Consider the following 13,656-nt stretch of genomic DNA (forward strand, 5'->3'; position numbering starts at 1 on the left):
CCATGCCGACCAAAAAAGTGGTGATCCTCGACCGCGACGGCGTGATCAACGTCGATTCCGACGCGTTCATCAAGTCGCCGGACGAATGGATCGCCCTGCCCGGTTCGCTCGAAGCGATCGCGCGGCTGAACCAGGCGGGTTATCGCGTTGCTGTCGCGACCAACCAGTCTGGCATCGGCCGGGGTCTCTTCGACATGAACGCGCTCAACGCGATGCATCTGAAAATGCATCGCATGGCGGCAGCAGTCGGCGGGCGCATCGACGCGGTGTTCTTCTGCCCGCATACGGCGCAAGATCACTGCGAATGCCGCAAGCCGAAGCCCGGCATGCTGAAGATGATCGCCGAACGATTCGAAGTCGATCCGGCGCATACGCCGGTGGTCGGTGACGCGATGCGCGACCTGCAAGCGGGCGCGTCGCTCGGACATCCGACTCATCTGGTGCTGACCGGCAAGGGCCGCAAGACGCTCCAGGCCGGTGGTCTGCCCGAAGGCGCGCGCGTGCACGACGACCTGCGCGCATTCGCACTCGACTTCCTTTCCGACGCTCACGAGTGACACGCACCACGCGCGTCACCAACCCTCACAGACCACGCCGATGCGCTTCATTCGTTCCCTGCTGCTGCTGATCTACTTCGTGCTCTTCACGGTGCCGTACGCAACCGCGTGCTTCATCGCGTTTCCGTTCATGCGCGCCGACAACCGCTACTGGATGGCGGCGGGCTGGTGCAGCGCCACGCTCCACACGGTGCGCTGGCTGAACGGCATCCGCTACAAGATCGAAGGATATGAGAACCTGCCCGATGGTCCGGCCGTGCTGCTGTCCAAGCATCAATCGGCATGGGAAACGCTGGCGTTTCCGGCGCTGATGCCACGGCCGCTGTGCTACGTGTTCAAGCGCGAGCTGCTGTATGTGCCGTTCTTCGGCTGGGCATTGGGCATGCTGAAGATGGTTCACATCGACCGCAAGGAAGGCAAGTACGCGTTCGATTCGGTCATCAAGCAAGGCAAGCAGCGCATGGCGGAGGGTGCCTGGGTGATCATGTTTCCGGAAGGCACGCGTACGCCGACCGGCAAGCAGGGCAAGTACAAAACCGGCGGCGCGCGTTTCGCGATTGCGACTGGCGCGCCGGTCGTGCCGATCGCGCACAACGCCGGACGTGTGTGGCCACGCAACTCGTTTCTCAAATATGCGGGTATAGTCACAGTGTCGATCGGCAAGCCGATCGAGACGACGGGGCTCACGCCCGATGAAGTGAACACGCGCGTCGAACAGTGGATCGAAGCTGAAATGCGTCGCATCGATCCTACTGCGTACCGCGCGGCGGATAGCACCTCCGCCGCCGCACCAATCTGACGCGCCCGCGCCCTCGAAGGCGCATTTGCGCGAAGCCGAATCCGATGCAGAAGTCTCCTACGTCGCAGCCCGCTGCGGCGCTCGATAACCGGCAGCTCGATCTCCCGCTCTTCGCCGAGCCGGGGTCGACGTCGTCGTCCCCAACACCCTCCGCTCCGTTGGCCGGCTCGCAGAGCGGGCAACAGCCGGCCGTGCCGCTCGCACCGGACGGCACCAAGCTGCGCAGCCTCACCATCGGCTCGCGCACGCTGCACTATGTGCTCAAGCGCTCGGCACGCCGCTCGATCGGCTTTGCGATCGACAGTACCGGGCTGATGATTACCGCACCACGTTGGGTCACGCTCGCCGATATCGAGACCGCGATCACCGAAAAGCAGCGCTGGATTTTCACAAAGCTGATCGAATGGCAAACGCGTGTCGAACAGCGCGCGCTGCCTAAGGTCGACTGGAAAGATGGCGCGCAAGTGCCGTATCTCGGCCAGCCTGTGCGTGTGAAGCTCGGCTCGCCGCAGGGCACGCTCGCGTTCGACGCGGATGAAGCCGTCCTGCAAGTGCCGCTGCCGCTGCAAGCCGACCCGCAGCAGATCAAGGATCGCGTGCAAGGCTGGCTGCAAGGCGAAGCAAAACGCCTGTTCGGCGAGCGCCTCGCGATCTACGCGGAGAAGCTCGGCGTCAACTATCGCGCGTACGCACTCTCTTCAGCGGCCACGCGCTGGGGCAGTTGTTCGAGCGACGGCAAAATTCGTCTGAACTGGCGGCTGATTCACTTCCCGCTGTCGATCATCGATTACGTCGTTGCGCACGAACTTGCGCATCTGCGCGAGATGAATCACAGCCCGCGCTTCTGGCAGACGGTCGAATCGATTTTTCCGGAGTTCCGCGAAGCGCGGCAGACGCTGAAGTCGCATCCGCCGGAATTACTGCCGACGCTGTAGAGCCTTCGGATCTTCTCCGGCTCTGCAAGGCTTCGGTCTTCGGCCGTAAGGCCGTGAAGTCGCCAGGCCTTGAAGTCACTAGGCCTCTAGCCGGCACCTCGACCCGAAGCGCCGGCCTTCTGAAACCCGCTACTCATTCCGCGCAGAAGGTTTCCTGCAGGTGACGCCACGTCACCTTGCCGTTCGCGTCCAGATCCATCACCGCTGTTGAGCGCCGCACATTCGCGTTGCCCGCGTTGTCGCGCTGATACTCACGATATTTGACCACGGCGCCCGACGGATACTCGGACACGATCTCCATATCGCGGATTGTGATCTGCGAGCCGGGACGCGCGCCGTTCAGTTTCGTGAAAATCGCCCGCAGGCCCGCGTGGTCGAGCGCGAGACCAGACGGCATGACCAGCGTGAATTGCGGAGCGAAGCGCGCCATGATGCGCTCCAGCGCGCCGTGATCCGCGGAGCCGTCGAACAACGTCTGAATTTCGACGTGGATGTCGGCCAGTTCTTTGAAGTAGGGATTGCTGTTATTCATTGCGTGTTCCTCGCCCTGCCGCTTACGTCACTTTTTCTTCTGGATGAACTCGATCTTGTAGCCGTCCGGATCTTCGACGAAAGCGATCACGGTCGTGCCGTGTTTCATCGGGCCGGCTTCGCGCACGACCTTGCCGCCTTGAGCCTTGATCTTGTCGCATGCCGCGTAGGCGTCTTCGACTTCGACCGCGAGGTGCCCGAAGCCGCTGCCGAGGTCATACGACGGCGTATCCCAGTTGTGCGTCAACTCGAGGACAGTACCGCTGCGTTCGTCTTCATAGCCGACAAACGCCAGCGTGAATTTGCCTTCAGGGTAATCGTCCCTGCGCAGCAATTTCATGCCGAGCAGATCGGTGTAAAACGCAATCGAACGGTCCAGGTTACCGACCCGGAGCATGGTGTGGAGGAGGCGCATTGTGTATTCCCTGGTGCGTGATGTCGAGAACGAGAATGTACCCCGAATCACGCCGCGCTGCAGCGGCGTGCCAACGTGGCGGCATGGGGTGAACACGCGGCGAACGCGTGGCAAGGAGTCTGCCAGGAAGCGTGGCACGCCCGTTCTCAACCCGCGCTCTTCACCTCGTCGCGCAATACTCGCCGCAAAATCTTGCCGACGTTAGTCTTCGGCAGTTCGCTGCGGAACTCGATGATCTTGGGCCGCTTGTAGCCTGTCAGCAGCTCCTTGCAGAAGGCGAGAATATCCGCCTCGGTGAGCGCCGGGTCTTTCTTGACCACGTAAAGCTTCACCACCTCGCCCGCCTCCGCGTCCGGCACGCCAACCGCCACGACTTCGAACACGCCCGGGTGCTTCGCCACCACATCCTCGATTTCGTTCGGATAGACGTTGAAGCCCGACACCAGAATCATGTCTTTCTTGCGATCGACGATCTTCACGAAACCCTGTTCCGTCATCACGCCGATATCGCCGGATTTGAAGAATCCATCCGGCGTCATCACCTTTGCCGTTTCATCGGGACGGTTCCAGTAGCCGGCCATCACCTGCGGCCCGCGAATGCAGATTTCGCCGCGCTCGCCGAGCGGCACTTCGTGGCCTGCGTCATCGCGAATCGAGATATCGGTGGACGGCAACGGCAAGCCGACCGTCCCGGTGAATGCGGTCGCCGTGGGCAGATTGGTGGTGGCGCACGGCGAAGTTTCCGAGAGCCCATAACCTTCGACGATCGGCACGCCGGTCAACGCTTGCCAGCGTTGCGCGACGGCTTGTTGCACCGCCATGCCGCCGCCGTTCGATTGCACCAGCTTCGAGAAGTCGAGCGTTTTGAAATCGGGTTCGTTCAGCAGCGCGTTGTACATGGTGTTCACGCCAGGGAACGAGTTGATCGCGAAGCCCTGCAACGCTTTGATCATCCCCGGCAGATCGCGCGGATTCGGAATCAGGATGCCCAGACCGCCGCAGCGCATCGTCAGCAAGCCGCAGACCGTCAGTCCGAAGATGTGATAAAGCGGCAGCGCGACGACCGTGATGTACTGCTTGATATCGCTGCGCCCACGATAAACCGGTTCGCGCCACAACGCCGATTGCAGGACGTTGGCAATCAGATTGCCGTGCAGCAAGGTGGCGCCCTTCGACACGCCGGTGGTGCCGCCGGTGTACTGGAGCACCGCGACATCGCCCTGAGTGAGCGTGACGGGTGTGAAGCCCGCATCCGCACCACGCGCGATCGCATCGTCCAGCGCGATACATGAAGTTGGCGGCACATTGTCGGCAACCACAGGGCTCCCCGCACCGAGCATCTCGCCGATCGAAGTCAGTACGACATGCCTGATCGACGTATGCGCCTGCACGGCCTCGAGCGTCTTCGTGAACGGCTCGAGCAGCACGATCGCTTCCGCACCGCTGTCGTTCAACTGATGCTCCAGTTCACGCGGCGTGTACAACGGATTGACGTTCACCACCACGTAGCCGGCACGCAGGATGGCCGCCATCACCACCGGATACTGCAATACATTCGGCAGCATCACGGCGATACGCGCACCGCGCGCAAGGCCCAGCCATTGGAACCACGCCGCAAGATGACGAGACTTCGCATCGAGCTCGCCGTAAGTCAGCTCGCGCCCCATGCAGACGAACGCGCGCTCGGCCGCGTGCGTCACGAAACTCTGCTCCAGCAAGTCGCCAACGGAGCTGAACTGCGTAGCGTCGATCTCTGCCGGAACGCCCGGCGGATAGGACTTCAACCAGATTCTTTCCATATCTCTTTCCTGAGTTTCGCATCGCGATGCGCCAATTCACGATGTGCCGCTGCGTCTGCGCGCCGACGTGGACCGTGCGGCTTCTATCCTGGGTCTATCCTGCCTCTATCGCGTAGTCAGCGCGGGCATCCGCCGTGCCGGCCGGTCGAAGCAATCGAAGAATTCGCGCAACTGCCCGGCCGTGCCGCGCTCGAGTGTTACTGTGCCGTTCTCGAGGCACGCCGGCAACTGCGTCGCCATGTCGCGCAGCATGCCGTACAAGGTGCCGGTTTCCAGTGCGAGCTGAACGTCGATCGTCGCAGGGGTGCGCTCGTGAATCTGCAATACGCCACGCCGCAGTTCAAGCGTGTGTGTTTCATTGCGATCGGTCACGCGGAATGCGAGCGTCATCTGCACATCGGCGCAACGTTGCGGATCGACGTTCACACAGAAGCGCTGGAACACGTTGCGCAACGGCTGGGCGCGCAACACATCCACCGAGGCGAGACTCGAACTGCCCGCAAACGGCAGTTCGTCGTAGGCGTGTTCGAGTTCGCGTGCCGCGCTCAGATACCAGTTGCGCCAGTTGGTGTTCACTGTGCGGTAGCCCAGTTCGCGTAACGCGCTCGCCTTGATGTTGCGGGCGTCGGCGTCGGTCGTATCGAGCCGCACCAGCAGCGTGGCCAGTTCCGCGGCCCAGCGCCAGTCGCCGTCGCCCAAAGCGATGCGCGCAGCGGCGCGCACCGCCTCCACACCGCCCATCATCTTCACCATGCGCTGCGAACGTTCAGCGCGCGGCAACGGATCGAGCGACGCCGGATCGCCATCGAACCAGCCGAGCTGACCGCTATACACCTGCCGTACCGAATGCTTGACCGTGCCGTAGTACTCGCCGAGCCACGCGTGCTCCGCGAGATGAGGCGGCAGTGCCGGAATCGCCTCAGCGAGTTCGTCCGGGCTCAGACCGAAGTTCATGTGGCGAATGGTCTGGTCGTGGATAAACTGGATCGCGTCGCGATATACGCACAGCACCTCGGCGACATACTGCGCGCCCGATACCGGCCGGCCATGCGCCGGCACCATGTGCGCCGCATTGAAGCCGCGCATCATGTCGATCGTCTGATACCAGCGCACCGGATCGCGATAACGCGTGCCGCGTAACGTATGCACGTTCGCGAGGCATTCGCCCTGGATGACTTCCGCCGACAGCAGCACGCCAAGCTCGGGCAGCCACATGACGATCTCGTCGTCGGCTTCGGAAGGTGCGTAGCGAAACTCGAAGCGCACGCCCGCCAGCACGATGTCGAGCCTGTCGTCGAACACGCGGGTCGGCGCGAAGAAACTCGCCGGCTCCGCGATCAGCACCGGTCCGATACCCGCATTGACCTTGCCGGTCGCGCCGGCCGGCAGCAATGTGCCGAAGCTGTAGGCCGAACGCGTGGCGAGAATCGGCGCCACGAGATTCGCGTTGTTGATCACCGTGTCCATCAGGGAGCGGTGCGCGATGATCTCGACGCTGCCCGCCTCGAGCGCGGCTTCATCGACGAAAGCACGCACGCCGCCAGTGTGATCCGTGTGGTTGTGCGTGTAGACCACGGCCTTGATCGGCAGCCCGGCGTGCCGCGGATCGATCGCGCAGAAATCCTCATAGATGCGTTTCGCAGCGGACACCGCCTCGGTCGCATCGATTACCACGATGCCGTCGTCGCCCACCACGAAGATGATGTTCGCGATCGCATAGCCGACCGCGCAATACACGCGCTCGGCTACGCGATAGATACGCTGCGCCATGCGCTGCGAGTGTTCGGTCAGACGCGGTGGCACGGTCGGTGCGGCGACGGCGAACGCGAGATTCACGCCGGCGTCGAACGCGACATCGAGCGGTTCGCCGATATGCGGCGCGTCGAAGGCGGGGTTGCGGACCCGTTCCGGACAACATGAGTTCATGCGGTGTCTCCTTGAATGTTCGGCCGCGCGTAACGGAAATCGCGTGGCAACAGGATAGGTTTCTGGTATTCAAAACCGGAATTCCGATTCCGATTTTTAGGCAAAAAAAAATCAACCGTCAGGCAGCCCAAGGCAGCGCCGCAGCCGGATCTGCAGCCACGACCGCAGTTGCCGGCTGGACAGCGACAAAGGGCCGGGGTCGTTCAGCACGCTGTTGACCAGCATGCCGAGAATCATCTGCAAGGTGGCGCGCACTTCGAATTCGAGCGCCTGGGTCATGTCGTGATCGGCCCTGATGCCGCGCGACTGCGCCAACGCGCCGACGAGACGCGGCACGATCATGGCCAGAACTTCGTGATTGGCCGATTTCACGACGTCCCAACTGGCTTTGCGCTGCGACGCCCGCAGCAATGACGCGTGATAGAGCCCGCGATTACGCCGGAACGTCACGATGTAAAACGAAATGACCGCATCGGCGAGCGTGCCCGCATCGTTCGAACGCCAGGCCGGGTCGCGCTCGACGGTTTCGCGTACGTGCGCGAGCCCCTCTTCCATCGCCGCGTCCTGGACGACATCGAAGAAAGCCTCTTTGTTGTCGAAGCGCCGATAGAACGCGCCGATCGACGTACCCGCGCGCTCGACGATGTCGTTGATCGACAGATCGTCGAGATTGCCGCTCGCTTCGATCAACTCGCGCCCGGCTTGCAGCATGCGAACGAGTCCCTGCTGACTGCGCGTCTGACGCGGCGCCGCGACGGTGCTGGGCGGTGTTTCGCGGCCGCGTGATGAAGTCGTCGTCATGCGCAGTTCAGCCTCGATTCGCTGCTTCGATAAAAAGGAGGATTCATGGAGGAGGATTCATCAAAACCGGAATCTGGATTCCGGATCGTCCGCGATCGGGATCGCCGTGTCAACTGCATCGAGGGTAATCACGGAGGCGGTCATGCGATCACGCGGCCGTCCATTCAGCCGCTTACTATGCCGTCAATGCGCCGGGGTGCAGCAGCCCCTGCGCAGCGCGGTTGGCGTCCTCCATCACCTGCTCGGCAAGTCCCAGCGCGGAATAGGCAGCGGGCGAAGGTGTGCGTTCGGCCAGATAAACCAGCGCGAATTCCAGTGCGAGACGCGGCGGATTGATGAGCGGGATGCGCGCGAGCCGATGCATTTCCAGATCGCGCCGCACGGCGGAGGCCGTGGCGAACAGCACGGCATCGGTCTGGGCCACGACGTCCTTCAGCACTGCCACGTCGTTGCATTCGATCTGCAACGGAATCTGTTCGTGAGCGCGATACTTCAGCAGGCGATGCAGGGCGTCCTTCATGAATGCGGGCAAGCTCACCGAGACTAGCGGGAACTCGCGCAACGCCGCGAGCTGCACGGTATCGCGTGCAAACAGGGGATGGTCCGGCCGCGCGAACCAGCCGCCCTCGTGACGCGGCAGCCGCTGCAAGGTGACATCGGGCGTGACGGGCGGCACCCGGCGATCGGTGACGAGAAAATCGATCTGCTCGGCACGCAGCTTTGCAAGCAGCCCATCGCCTTCGCCGAGTTCGATCGACACCTTGATCTTCGGAAAGCGCCGCGCGAACTCCACCAGCAAGTCCGGCAGCAGTACCACGGCCGCGTAGGGTCCGAGGCCGATACGCACCTCGCCGAGTTCATGTGCCTTCAGTAGTTCGACGTCGCGAAACAGGCAGCGCGTTTCGAACAGCACGCGCCGGGCGCGTTCGACCAGTAGCCGCCCAGCCGCTGTCATCGCGACGCCGCGCGCGGCACGGTCGAACAGCTTCATGCCGACTTCTTCCTCCAGCGCCTGGATGCTGCGGCTCAACGCCGGCTGGCTCAAATGAACGCGCTCAGCCGCACGCGCGAAACTGCCCTCCTCGGCCAGCGCAACCAGATGGCCAAGGCGGCGGGAATTGACCTCATGCATGATTTGCAAGCTCCCGATAACGAGAATGCACTTGAACAATTCACTTATACCACCTCAAATGGACGAAAACCCAGCGCCCCGCTCAAGAAACGGAGACACGACTTGCCCACCATCCTCAGCAGCACGAAGCGCTGCACGGCGCTTACCGGCGACACGGCGCCGGTTCAACCCGCCCACGCACACGAGGCCGCACAGGGCCGCCGCTGGGTAATCGTCGCCTCGCTGTTCCTGTTCATGCTGATCAATTTCGCCGACAAAGCCGTGCTCGGTCTGGTCGCGATCCCAATGATGCATGACATGCAACTGACGCATGGTCAATTCGGTCTCGTCGGTAGCGCGTTTTTTGCGTTGTTCTCGATCTCGGGCATCGCGGTCGGCCTGTTCGCCGACCGCGTCAATATGAAATGGCTGCTCGCCGCGCTCGCGCTGATCTGGGCGATAGCGCAGTTGCCGCTCGCATGGCCGACCAGCTTTGCCGTGTTGCTGCTGTGCCGCGTGCTGCTAGGGGCGGGCGAAGGACCGGCCTCGCCGCTCGCGCTGCATGTGGTCTACACCTGGTTCGACGACCACGAGCGCAATCTCCCCACGGTCATCGTGCAACAAGGGGCGACCGCGGGCGTCATCATCGCAGGGCCGCTGCTCACCTATATCTCGCAGCGGTGGCACTGGCACGCAACGTTTCTGACGCTCGGCGCGGTCGGCATCGGCTGGACGGTCTTGTGGCTGTGTCTGGGCAAGACGGGCAATCGTCAGCACAACTCGACACCCGCGTTTGCGCTCGAGGCGGCGGGTCCGCGCACGGCGTCATTGCGCTTTCGACGCATGCTGAGCGACCGCACGGTCATCGGGGTGATGCTGCAATGCTTTGTCGGCTATGCGGTAATTGCGATCGGCTTTACCTGGGTACCCGCATATTTCCGGCTTGGCCTCGGCTTTGGTGCGACCCAGGCCGGCTGGCTATTCGCGCTGCAAGTCGCGGCGCAGATCCCGCTCGGCATCGCGCTCGCGATGGCTTCGCATCGCATGCTCAAACGCGGTGTGCCGTCCAGGGTGGCGCGCGGCAGGCTGATCAGCGCGGCATGCGTAGTGAGTGGGTTCGCGTACGGCTCATTGTTGTTCGGTGCCCCGCCGCTCGTCAAAGTCGCGTTGATGGGGCTTGCCAGCGCGTTGGCGATCCAGACGTTCACCTTTGGTCCGATGCTGGTTGCCGAAGTCGCGCCAGCAGCACGGCGCGGGGCCCTGCTCGCGATCACCAACTCGATCGTCACCACCGCTGGACTGATCGGACCGGTCGCGATGGGCAAGCTGCTCGGTGCGGCAGGCGACGTGCGCGGCTATGAGATCGGCTTTGCGGTAACCGGCGCGTTGCTGCTGATCGTCGGCATAGCGGGTTTTGCATTGATCGATCCGCAGCGGTCGAAGCGGCGTATGGAAGGCATGCCTGGATAAAACTCGCGGCCACGCTTGTACGTGATTTATGCGTCGCTCGTGCGTGATTTGTGCGCACCTTTTGCATGCCTTTTGCATGCCTTTTGCGTGGCTTATGCGTGGCTTATGCGTGGCTTTCACGTCCCCTTTGCGCCCATCACCCGGGCCGCTTCCTTCACGTGCGGTTATACGGCTTGCCCTCTTCTCAGCACCATTCGAGTCGTTGACTAAATTCGTCTGACGGTACATTCTTTCGCACACCGTCCGATCGCGACATCCCAAGAGACGGCGCAGCACACAGAGCGAACCCAGCAGGAACTGACCAAGCCTGTTCTACTGGAGGACCACAGTATGCGTCGTGCATGCTCGCGGCATCTGCCTGTTCGTTTGCGTCTACTCGAAGCTCTTTCGTCCGCGCTCGGAATAGCGCTCACTCTGCCATGCGAGCCTGCGTTCGCCGCCTGTGACAACACTGCGCCGGTCGGCGGCCAGACCGTCACCTGTAGCAGCGTTGCCCCCAATCCATCCACTGCACCGGTAGCGGCAGTGACCGGCAGCAGCAACGTCACGGTGAACGTGCAAGCGGGCGCCGAACTGGACGTGAGCGGCAACAACGGCATCCTTGTGTACGACCGCAGCACGGTCACCAACCTCGGGACCATCCGCGTCACGGGCGACACCTTCTACGGCATCTCGGCGCAGGGAACAGGCGCCGGCCAGAACGCGCTGACCAACCGCGGCTTGATCGCAACGACCGGCGCCGGATCGGACGGCATGTTCAACAGCGCGTCCGCGGTCACGATGCTCAACGACACGACCGGCGTTATTCAGACCAGCGGTACCAATGCCGCCGCGATGCACGACACCGCCAGCACTGGCGGAGGCTCGCTCATCAACAACGGCCAGTTGATAACCACCGGGGACAGTTCCGCCGGCATATCCACGCAGGCGGGTACCGGCACGCTCGTCAACAACGGCACGATCACGACAACGGGCATCAGCGCGCCCGGCATCTATACGTACAGCACCTCGATCACGAACACGGGCACGATCAGCACCTCGGGCTCAGGCTCGCATGGCATTGTTTCGGAGGCTGCGTCACCGGGCGTGATCACCAATGCCGGAACGATCACCACCAACGGCCTCGGCGCCTACATTACGGGCAGCGTCACGTTCAACAACGAAGCGGGCGCAAGCATCGTCAGCAAAGGGGGCAACGGCATCGACGCGAACGACGGCGGCACGTTCAACAATGCCGGCGTCATCTCTGCGAGCAACGTCACGCTTTCGATTTCCAACGCCAACACCACCATCAACAATACCGGCACGCTCGAATCGGCCACCACGGAGGTCATTGCCTCATTCGGCCCGTACGACATCACCATCAATAACACGGGCAACATGCTGGGCAGCAACGGTCGCGGGATCTATACGGATACCGGCAACGACACGCTCAACTGGAGTGCCGGTACGATCACCGGTTTTATCCGGCTCGGCACAGGTCACGATACGGCTACGCTGACCGGGCTGACGGACACCAATCTCGCCGGCGTGCCGCTACTTGCAGGCGGCAACGTCTCGAGTGTTCTCAACTTCGTCAACACTCAGGCAAGCGGGCTGAGCCGCTTCACGAACTGGTCGACCATCAACGCAACGAACGGCAGCCAGCTCACGCTCGACAACAACGGTCTGACGCTCGGCAACAGCGGCACGCTGACCGGCACGCTCACGCTCGATTCGACCAGCACGCTGTTCGCCGGCGGTCTGGGTGACCCCGCGATCACGCCCGCGGTAAGCGGGCAACTTGTCACCGTCAGCAACGCGGGCACGATCGACCTCACCAACGGCGGTAACAGCACGAGCGATGCGCTGGTGGTGAATGGCAATTACGTGGGACTCAACGGCAAGCTCTTACTGCAGAGCGTACTCAATGGCGACGGCTCGCCAAGCGACAAGCTGGTGATCATGCAAGGCGTCGGCTCGGGAAAGACTACGCTTGGCATCACGAATATCGGCGGGGTCGGTGCGGCGACGCTCGCGGACGGCATCATGGTTGTGCAGGCAACCAACGGTGCTACGACGACTGCGAGCGCATTCACGCTGCCGAAGCCAATGGTCGCCGGCGCTTACACCTACTACCTTTTCAAAGGCGGAGTGAGCGCGGGAACGGCGGACAACTGGTATTTACGCTCGAGCCTGGCTGCGGTTCCTACGCCTACGCCTACACCTACACCTACACCTACACCTACACCTACACCAACGCCTACACCAACGCCTACACCAACACCAACGCCGACACCCGCACAAGCGGGCCCCATTGCCGCTGCCGGTACCCCTTCCTTACCCGCCCCGCCGCCTGCAGGCTCAGCGCCGATACCGCTCTACCGGATGGAGGTGCCGGTCTACGCCGAGATCCCGGTTCTCACGCGCGAACTCGGTATCGCGCAAATCGGCACCTTCCACGACCGACAGGGCGAGCAGGCGCTACTGAACGAAAGCGGTCCGCTAGCCGCCACATGGGCGCGTGTCTGGGGCGAGCACGCCTCGCAAAGCAGCAGCGGCGGCGCCAACCCCGAATTCAGCGGCACGATGGCCGGCGTGCAGGTGGGACAGGACATCTACGCGGATCGCAGCGCAAGCGGCCAGCGCAATCACTATGGCTTCTTCATCGGCTTTGCCCGCGCCCAAGGCGACGTGAACGGTTTCGCGCTCGGCTTCCCCGACCTGTCGGCCGGGCGGCTGTCGATCAATGCATACAGCGCAGGTCTTTACTGGACGCACATCGGTCCGGGCGGCTGGTACACCGATGCGGTCGTGATGGGCAGCTCACTCACAATCAACCCGTCGTCGAATCAGGGCATCGGCGCGAGCACGCACGGACATGCGGTCACAACCTCGCTGGAAGCCGGCTTGCCGATTCCACTACGCGCCAACCTCAGTCTCGAACCGCAAGCACAATTGATCTGGCAGCACGCATCGATCGACGATCTCAACGACGGCATTTCAACCGTGTCGTTTCACGCGGCGGATGGCCTGGTGGGCCGGCTCGGCCTACGCCTGCAAGGCAGTTTCGAAGGCGCGGGCGCGCAGTGGCAACCGTATCTGCGCGCGAATCTGTGGCGCTATTTCAATGGTACCGATAGCACGACCTTCGCCGGCACAACCGTGATTCCCAGCGATGTCGCCGCCACGGCCGCCCAGTTCGGCATCGGCATGGTTGCGCATTTGAGCGCGCGCGGCAGCGTGTTCGCCACCGCGAGTTACACCATGAACGTGAACGGCGAACACCGCAGCACGGTGGAGGGCAATCTGGGCGCGCGCTGGAATTGGTAA

The 13,656-nt window shown here is 62.8% G+C and carries 11 protein-coding genes; 5 read left to right on the forward strand and 6 right to left on the reverse strand.

Annotated elements, in window-relative coordinates:
* The first annotated feature begins 2 nt into the window (after positions 1 to 2).
* The 3 genes from gmhB to PQR67_RS33850 are packed head-to-tail and all read left to right on the forward strand — an operon-like array spanning position 3 to position 2,291.
* Complete coding sequence (gene gmhB, locus PQR67_RS33840; protein WP_408467153.1) at positions 3 to 557, forward strand: D-glycero-beta-D-manno-heptose 1,7-bisphosphate 7-phosphatase; 555 nt, start codon at positions 3 to 5, stop codon at positions 555 to 557.
* 40 nt (positions 558 to 597) lie between these two features.
* Positions 598 to 1,356, forward strand: a complete 759-nt coding sequence (locus tag PQR67_RS33845; protein WP_408467154.1) for a lysophospholipid acyltransferase family protein — start codon at positions 598 to 600, stop codon at positions 1,354 to 1,356.
* Between the two features lie 44 nt (positions 1,357 to 1,400).
* A complete protein-coding gene (locus PQR67_RS33850; RefSeq protein ID WP_408467155.1) occupies positions 1,401 to 2,291 on the forward strand; it encodes a M48 family metallopeptidase in 891 nt (296 codons plus the stop codon).
* A gap of 133 nt (positions 2,292 to 2,424) precedes the next feature.
* On the opposite strand, the gene PQR67_RS33855 is transcribed toward PQR67_RS33850, so the two are convergent.
* The 6 genes from PQR67_RS33855 to PQR67_RS33880 form a co-directional block, all read right to left on the reverse strand.
* Positions 2,425 to 2,823 (reverse strand): hypothetical protein, encoded by a 399-nt coding sequence (locus PQR67_RS33855; RefSeq protein ID WP_408467156.1) that lies wholly within the window; start codon positions 2,821 to 2,823, stop codon positions 2,425 to 2,427.
* A 27-nt stretch (positions 2,824 to 2,850) separates the two neighbouring features.
* Positions 2,851 to 3,237, reverse strand: a complete 387-nt coding sequence (gene gloA / locus PQR67_RS33860) for a lactoylglutathione lyase (protein WP_408467157.1) — start codon at positions 3,235 to 3,237, stop codon at positions 2,851 to 2,853.
* Positions 3,238 to 3,383: 146 nt separating this feature from the next.
* The gene (locus PQR67_RS33865; protein WP_408467158.1) at positions 3,384 to 5,036 is read right to left on the reverse strand and encodes a long-chain-fatty-acid--CoA ligase; all 1,653 of its coding nucleotides are present in this window, start codon (positions 5,034 to 5,036) and stop codon (positions 3,384 to 3,386) included.
* 105 nt (positions 5,037 to 5,141) lie between these two features.
* Positions 5,142 to 6,962, reverse strand: a complete 1,821-nt coding sequence (locus PQR67_RS33870; RefSeq protein ID WP_408467159.1) for an alkyl sulfatase dimerization domain-containing protein — start codon at positions 6,960 to 6,962, stop codon at positions 5,142 to 5,144.
* 111 nt (positions 6,963 to 7,073) lie between these two features.
* Complete coding sequence (locus PQR67_RS33875) at positions 7,074 to 7,763, reverse strand: TetR/AcrR family transcriptional regulator (RefSeq protein WP_408467160.1); 690 nt, start codon at positions 7,761 to 7,763, stop codon at positions 7,074 to 7,076.
* Positions 7,764 to 7,938: 175 nt separating this feature from the next.
* Positions 7,939 to 8,895 (reverse strand): LysR family transcriptional regulator, encoded by a 957-nt coding sequence (locus PQR67_RS33880; RefSeq protein ID WP_408467161.1) that lies wholly within the window; start codon positions 8,893 to 8,895, stop codon positions 7,939 to 7,941.
* Positions 8,896 to 8,997: 102 nt separating this feature from the next.
* On the opposite strand from PQR67_RS33880, the gene PQR67_RS33885 reads away from it, so the two are divergent.
* Positions 8,998 to 10,344, forward strand: a complete 1,347-nt coding sequence (locus PQR67_RS33885) for an MFS transporter (RefSeq protein WP_408467162.1) — start codon at positions 8,998 to 9,000, stop codon at positions 10,342 to 10,344.
* 330 nt (positions 10,345 to 10,674) lie between these two features.
* Positions 10,675 to 13,656 carry an autotransporter family protein gene (locus PQR67_RS33890; RefSeq protein ID WP_408467163.1) on the forward strand — a complete coding sequence of 994 codons (2,982 nt, stop codon included), beginning with the start codon at positions 10,675 to 10,677 and terminating at the stop codon, positions 13,654 to 13,656.

The organism is Paraburkholderia fungorum, assembly GCF_046026025.1.
GTDB lineage: Bacteria > Pseudomonadota > Gammaproteobacteria > Burkholderiales > Burkholderiaceae > Paraburkholderia > Paraburkholderia fungorum_E.